Below are 5,094 nucleotides of genomic sequence, written 5' to 3' on the forward strand. Positions count from 1 at the left end.
CTAGTTCAACACCGATCGGGACATTCCCGGCTTCGCAAGCATCTCGTCACCGTCACAGCTACTATGGCCAATAAATGCCCAAGCGACCGCGAAGAGCATCGATTATTCCGGCTTAAGCTGATAAGTAGGGGACGAACGGGTCTCCAAGAGAGACCACTCGCGTCGACGTGCATCTTGGCGGCAAGACGTCGAGGCCGATGGGACCGTCGCGTTTGGCAGCGCCCATTTCCTCTCCCACGTACATGAAGATAGACGCGCACTATCTCGAGAACAAATAGATGTTCGTTATGAAGCAATATCTCTTGCCTATGGCCGCTACAGGAACCGCAGATCCTTCGCACCGGCGGCATGTTTCGGGCTGTTGAAAACTGCGAGCAACCATCAAGCTGAAGTCAGGACCGATAACCGGTCTCAGTCGCCAGTTTTCCGAGCGCCCGCAGAACCGTCGCGAGAGGTACAATCAGGTGCGATGGAATATACTCATCCACCAGGCCGTCCTTCAGGAGCGCGCGCGCCAGCGGAATGTTTCGCATCACCGGCACCCCCGCAGCGGCCGCGGCATCAATCATTTGCTGCGCCAAGAGATCGGTACCTATGGCATCGATCATGGGCAGGGGGGTGCGCTGCCGATCGTAGTAGATCGCCACTGCAATATGTGTGGGATTGGTGATCAACACGGTCGCTCTACGCGACTGCTCAATCGCGTCCTTGGCTAACAATTGCGAATGGAGGCGCCGGCGTCGGTCTTTGATCAGAGGGTCGCCCTCATTTTCCTTAGCTTCTCGTTTCACTTCGTCCAGCGACATCAAATTCTTGTTCGTGAACTGCCATCGCTGGAACGCAAAGTCCGCAATCGCCACCACAAGGTAGCTCGCCCCCACATAACTAGCGATCCCGAGCAGCAGGTTACCCGTCACGGCACTTAGGCACGATATGCCACAGCTCGGCGTCCACACAAGCGCATGCACACCTTGGCGCAGCACAAGCATTATGACGAGGCCGAGTATCAGCACCTTCACGATCGCCTTACCCAGATCGACGAGATTCTGCAGCGAGACTATCCTTCTGACGTTCTCACCGGGGTTCAGCTTTTTCAGCGACGGCGTGACAGCCTCGGGGGAGAAAATCGCCCCGTTCTGCAGCAGGTTAGCGCCCACGCCGATGACCAGGACGATGCCGAGGAAAGGTGCGACCATACTTTGTACTTCACCGAAATAAAACTCGAGTAGCTGTCGGCTGACAATTAGGAAGTCCTCTTCAAGAAATGATACGGGCAAAAGGATCGTTGCCTTAAGTCGGTCTACTAGGCCAGGCAAAGAGGCGAAGAACAGCGCGAAGAACCCAAGGGTCACCGCCGCCGACACGACCTCCTTACTGTGCGGAACCTGTCCCTTCTTGCGCAAGTCCCGCAGCCTCGTGGGGGTCGGCTTTTCGGTCTTTCTACCGGTCACGACAGTCACCTGGCGATGCGATTGACGATCGCGACAGGCGACGGCATATGCTTGTCGGCATTGGCCAAAACAATCGTGAGCGATAGAATCAGCAGCAGAAGGGCAACTGCGCTCTTGACCGACATAGCGAGAAAGAAGACCTCCAGTTGCGGCGCGAACCGGCTGACCAGTGCCAAGCCCAACTCGCTGAGAAACATCGCAACGATGGCTGGACCGGCGAGAAGCAATGTCAGCAGCATCACGAGGTCTGCAAGATCTAACATACCGGTGACGAAGGCCGGACCAAATGCAGGATGAAAGCTCCACAGCGGCCAGAGGTCATGGGAGCGATAGAGCGCTTCTAATAGTTTGGAAAAGCCGCCGCTGACGAACAGCCATGTAGCGTAAAGCTGAGCTAGGAAGGTCCCAAGCGGCGAGTCCAGATTGAGGCTTGCCGGGCTCAAGAGGCTTGTCATCGTGGCCCCCCTCTGGTGGTCAATGAACGTGCCCGCGGTTTCCACACCCCACATAGTCGCGGCAACTGGCATGCCCAGGAGGCACCCGAGCAAGAGTTCCTTGAGCCCCAAGCCCAGGATCGGCACCAGACGTGTAATGTCGAGATCCGCAGGCATCGTTGCCCAAGCAAACCCCATTGCCGGGAGCGCCAATGCCATGATCACGCCGTTGCGCGCCGGCGCCGTCACCATACCACGTCCCAGAAAGGGCATGACAAGCACCATCCCTGTCACCCGTGCCATCGCAAGCGCAAGGACAACAAGGAAAGTACGCAGGTGAGCTGGATCAAGTGGTGACATGGAATGGACTACTCTAGCGCTGCCCAGGAAGCTGGCGGCGGTCGCTCTTGTTGCGTGCCGCCGGGCGAAGAGAGGCAAATTTAGCAAGTCCCTTGGGCCTCAGACTTACATCCCGGCGATCTGGTCGAAGATGTTCACCGTATAGCGGCTAAGTTCACCAAACCAATTCGCGGTGGCGGCCAGTATCAGGCTCACGCATATCAGCTTCACGGCGAAAGAGAGTGTCTGCTCCTGAACTTGGGTCAGAGCTTGCATAACACTGACGATCAGTCCGACGCCCGTAGCGACGAGGACTGTGGGCATCGACAGGACAAGTGTCAGTTTGAGAGCGCCAATGGCAATGTTGGTGAGTGTGGCGGTATTCATGTTGCTGCTCCCGCGTAGGAGAAGATGAGGCCATGAATTAGGCGCTGCCACCCGTTCACGGCAACGAACAAGAACAGCTTGAATGGCAAGGATATGGTCATTGGTGAGACCATCATCATGCCCATTGCCAGAAGGATGTTCGAAACGACGAGATCAATGACGATAAACGGCAAAAACAATAAGAAGCCGATTTTGAACGCGTCTTCCAGTTCGGATGTCATGAAGGTCGGAATCAAAATCATAAATTCGCTGCCACTTATGGCGGCGGCGTCCTCCTTGCTCCACAATCCCCGAGCCGCATTGACGAAGAATTGCCGTTCCCGTTGCGACGTGTTCTTCAGGAGAAAGTTGCGAACTGGCTCAGCAGCTAGCGTTATCGTTGTCCCTAATTCGCGGATATCTTGGGATGCGATTGGTTTGTCGCGCACTGCTTCATACGCACCTTTAGCCACTGGCTGCATGATGTAGACCGAGAGCAGGATGGCGATCGCATTCAGCGCCATGTTCGGCGGAATGTTCTGAACGCCGAGAGCATTGCGAATGAGCCCAAAGACGACGACGAGCTTCACGTAAGAGGTGACGGTAATCGCAACGAAGGGGGCGATCGCGACGCAGGCGATTAGGACGATCAGCGTCGCGGGATCAGGCAGCGCCATCATCGTTCTGCTCGTGCTAATCGCAGGTCGAGCACGCGCACACCTGTTCGCTCGGCGATGCGCACCAGTTCACCGGTTGCGACGACCTGGCCATTGACGCGCAAGCTGATATTGGTAGTGGCATCAAAACCAAGATCCAGCACTTGGCCGACAGCCAATTCGCGAAGCTGCCTGAGCGGCATGGTCAGGCGTCCAGCATCCACATCAACAGGAAGATCAATGCTGTCGAAGGTTTCCGGCGGGAGTGGATCCGGTCTATCCATCATACAGTCCGCAGTTGAAAGGATGGCAAGGCGGCCATCGAAGATCGAAGCTCGAAAGGAAGGACCGCCAGAGAGACATAGAAGAACAGTCATGACGCCGTCATGGTCGACGGGGGTGGTATCCAGCAGGACGACGTCACCTGAAGCGAGTTGATGCAGATCCGTCAAGATAAGGCTGATGGGTGCGACCAGCAGATCGAGAGAAACGGGCAGATCATCGAGCACGGCGTACACGACGGGAAGCGTAGAGCAGCAGTCGGCCATCCATTGCAGTCCACCGCCATCGAATTCGACCAGCCCGAGGATATCGCCCGGACGCTCCAAGCGAAGAATCTCAAATGCGTAGGGAAACGCTTCAGTGCTCTCGGCCGAAGACCAGATCGGCCGATGCCCACACCATTGTTCCACCTGGATCGCGAGATCTCGGAAGACAATGTCGAACAGGATTTCTCGCAGGCCGTCACCCGGAGGCAATGCGGTAATTTCCGGCCAATGTTGCACAGCCGCCGGCGGAAGGAGCGTCGAGTCAACTGCGACGCGAATCCCGTGGCCGCTTGGGCGCATCACGGCCCGGCAGTAATCCGCTGGAAGGCGCGGAGGTGTCGAGCCTGGCATGACAGCTTCCACGTCGATGCCAGCGATATTGAAGAGGACCGGCAGACGTGTAGCAAGACGCGAAACGGCGGCAGCCTCACGTGGGCCATAGCAGGGCAGATCGATCACGCGCCCTTCTCAACTTTGTAGTAGAGTAGTGTCTCAAATGTGCGAGATCGCCGGTTGCTGCCTTGTTCGTCCAATATTGAGCTGCAGGCGAAAACGACCATCACGATGCGCATTTCAAGTCGATCGGACAAATCGCGCGCAAATGGATGACCATGTACCTGCAGGATAGGCCAAAGCCGCTCGGATTCGATGCAAACCCTTAGGGTATCATGCTGGAAACTGACGATTACACGCGCATTGCCGAACAATTCGCGGTTCAGCATGATCTGCACCTCGGTATTGCCGGCACAATCTTGGCTGACCAAAGTGTGCTCGGTAATCCTCCTGGTCAACTCAGCGAGTTCGACCGATCGCGAAAGCTCTTCGGGCGCTCGCCGACGCCGTATAGGGCCCGGCATGGCGCCGATGATCGAACCGACAATCAAGGGAGAAGACGTGGCGCTTTCGCTTTCGGCCAGATCATGCGGATCATTGTCGAAATCCTTGCAATCAGGTGCGCGATCGGAGCCCTCGCAGGCGTCTAGATTCGCCTCTTCGATCAGTTGCGAGAACCAAGCGATATCCCCGGTACGCACACACGTCGGCACCGGGGCCGCCACCGGAATTGAACGGCCACGTGGTGTGATGCACGACATCGCAGCCCTTGTCGCTAGTTGCATCTAACTCCCTCCGTTAAGTTTGACCGCTGTGGGACTGGGTCACCTGGCTCAGCCGCGTTGAAGCGCTCGGCAGAACACACCATTCACCATCACCCCGACTTACCGAACCACAACAGTAGTTTTCACTGGGCCTACGTCTCCAGGACATCGTATTTGTCGGAACCTACTTCCTAGGAGAAAGG

6 protein-coding genes are annotated in these 5,094 nt (G+C 56.7%); all 6 read right to left on the minus strand.

Annotated features, from left to right (window positions below):
- Positions 1-392: 392 nt before the first annotated feature.
- The 6 genes from CWO89_RS40565 to CWO89_RS40590 all read right to left on the minus strand — a co-directional run bounded on the left by CWO89_RS40565 (position 393) and on the right by CWO89_RS40590 (position 4,912).
- Complete coding sequence (locus tag CWO89_RS40565; RefSeq protein ID WP_349644936.1) at positions 393-1,460, minus strand: EscU/YscU/HrcU family type III secretion system export apparatus switch protein; 1,068 nt, start codon at positions 1,458-1,460, stop codon at positions 393-395.
- Entirely contained in the window at positions 1,457-2,245 is a 789-nt protein-coding gene (sctT, locus tag CWO89_RS40570; protein ID WP_130231516.1) for a type III secretion system export apparatus subunit SctT, read from the minus strand. Before sctT ends, CWO89_RS40565 begins: the two co-directional genes overlap by 4 nt.
- 105 nt (positions 2,246-2,350) lie before the next feature.
- Positions 2,351-2,611 carry a type III secretion system export apparatus subunit SctS gene (sctS, locus tag CWO89_RS40575; protein WP_130231514.1) on the minus strand — a complete coding sequence of 87 codons (261 nt, stop codon included), beginning with the start codon at positions 2,609-2,611 and terminating at the stop codon, positions 2,351-2,353.
- Complete coding sequence (gene sctR / locus CWO89_RS40580; RefSeq protein ID WP_207231186.1) at positions 2,608-3,270, minus strand: type III secretion system export apparatus subunit SctR; 663 nt, start codon at positions 3,268-3,270, stop codon at positions 2,608-2,610. Before sctR ends, sctS begins: the two co-directional genes overlap by 4 nt.
- The gene (locus CWO89_RS40585) at positions 3,267-4,253 is read right to left on the minus strand and encodes a FliM/FliN family flagellar motor switch protein (RefSeq protein WP_130231512.1); all 987 of its coding nucleotides are present in this window, start codon (positions 4,251-4,253) and stop codon (positions 3,267-3,269) included. Before CWO89_RS40585 ends, sctR begins: the two co-directional genes overlap by 4 nt.
- Positions 4,250-4,912: a hypothetical protein gene (locus CWO89_RS40590; RefSeq protein ID WP_130231510.1), complete on the minus strand. Its 663-nt coding sequence runs from the start codon at positions 4,910-4,912 to the stop codon at positions 4,250-4,252. Before CWO89_RS40590 ends, CWO89_RS40585 begins: the two co-directional genes overlap by 4 nt.
- Between the last annotated feature and the right edge of the window lie 182 nt (positions 4,913-5,094).

The sequence above is a fragment of the Bradyrhizobium sp. Leo170 genome, from assembly GCF_004296405.1.
In the GTDB taxonomy this organism is placed as follows: domain Bacteria; phylum Pseudomonadota; class Alphaproteobacteria; order Rhizobiales; family Xanthobacteraceae; genus Bradyrhizobium.

Bases quoted from the DNA above. Each gene is read 5' to 3' on its own strand.
- sctT (WP_130231516.1), bottom strand. From the start codon at position 2,245: ATGTCACCACTTGATCCAGCTCACCTGCGTACTTTCCTTGTTGTCCTT.
- sctS (WP_130231514.1), bottom strand. From the start codon at position 2,611: ATGAATACCGCCACACTCACCAACATTGCCATTGGCGCTCTCAAACTG.
- sctR (WP_207231186.1), bottom strand. From the start codon at position 3,270: ATGATGGCGCTGCCTGATCCCGCGACGCTGATCGTCCTAATCGCCTGC.
- CWO89_RS40590 (WP_130231510.1), bottom strand. From the start codon at position 4,912: ATGCAACTAGCGACAAGGGCTGCGATGTCGTGCATCACACCACGTGGC.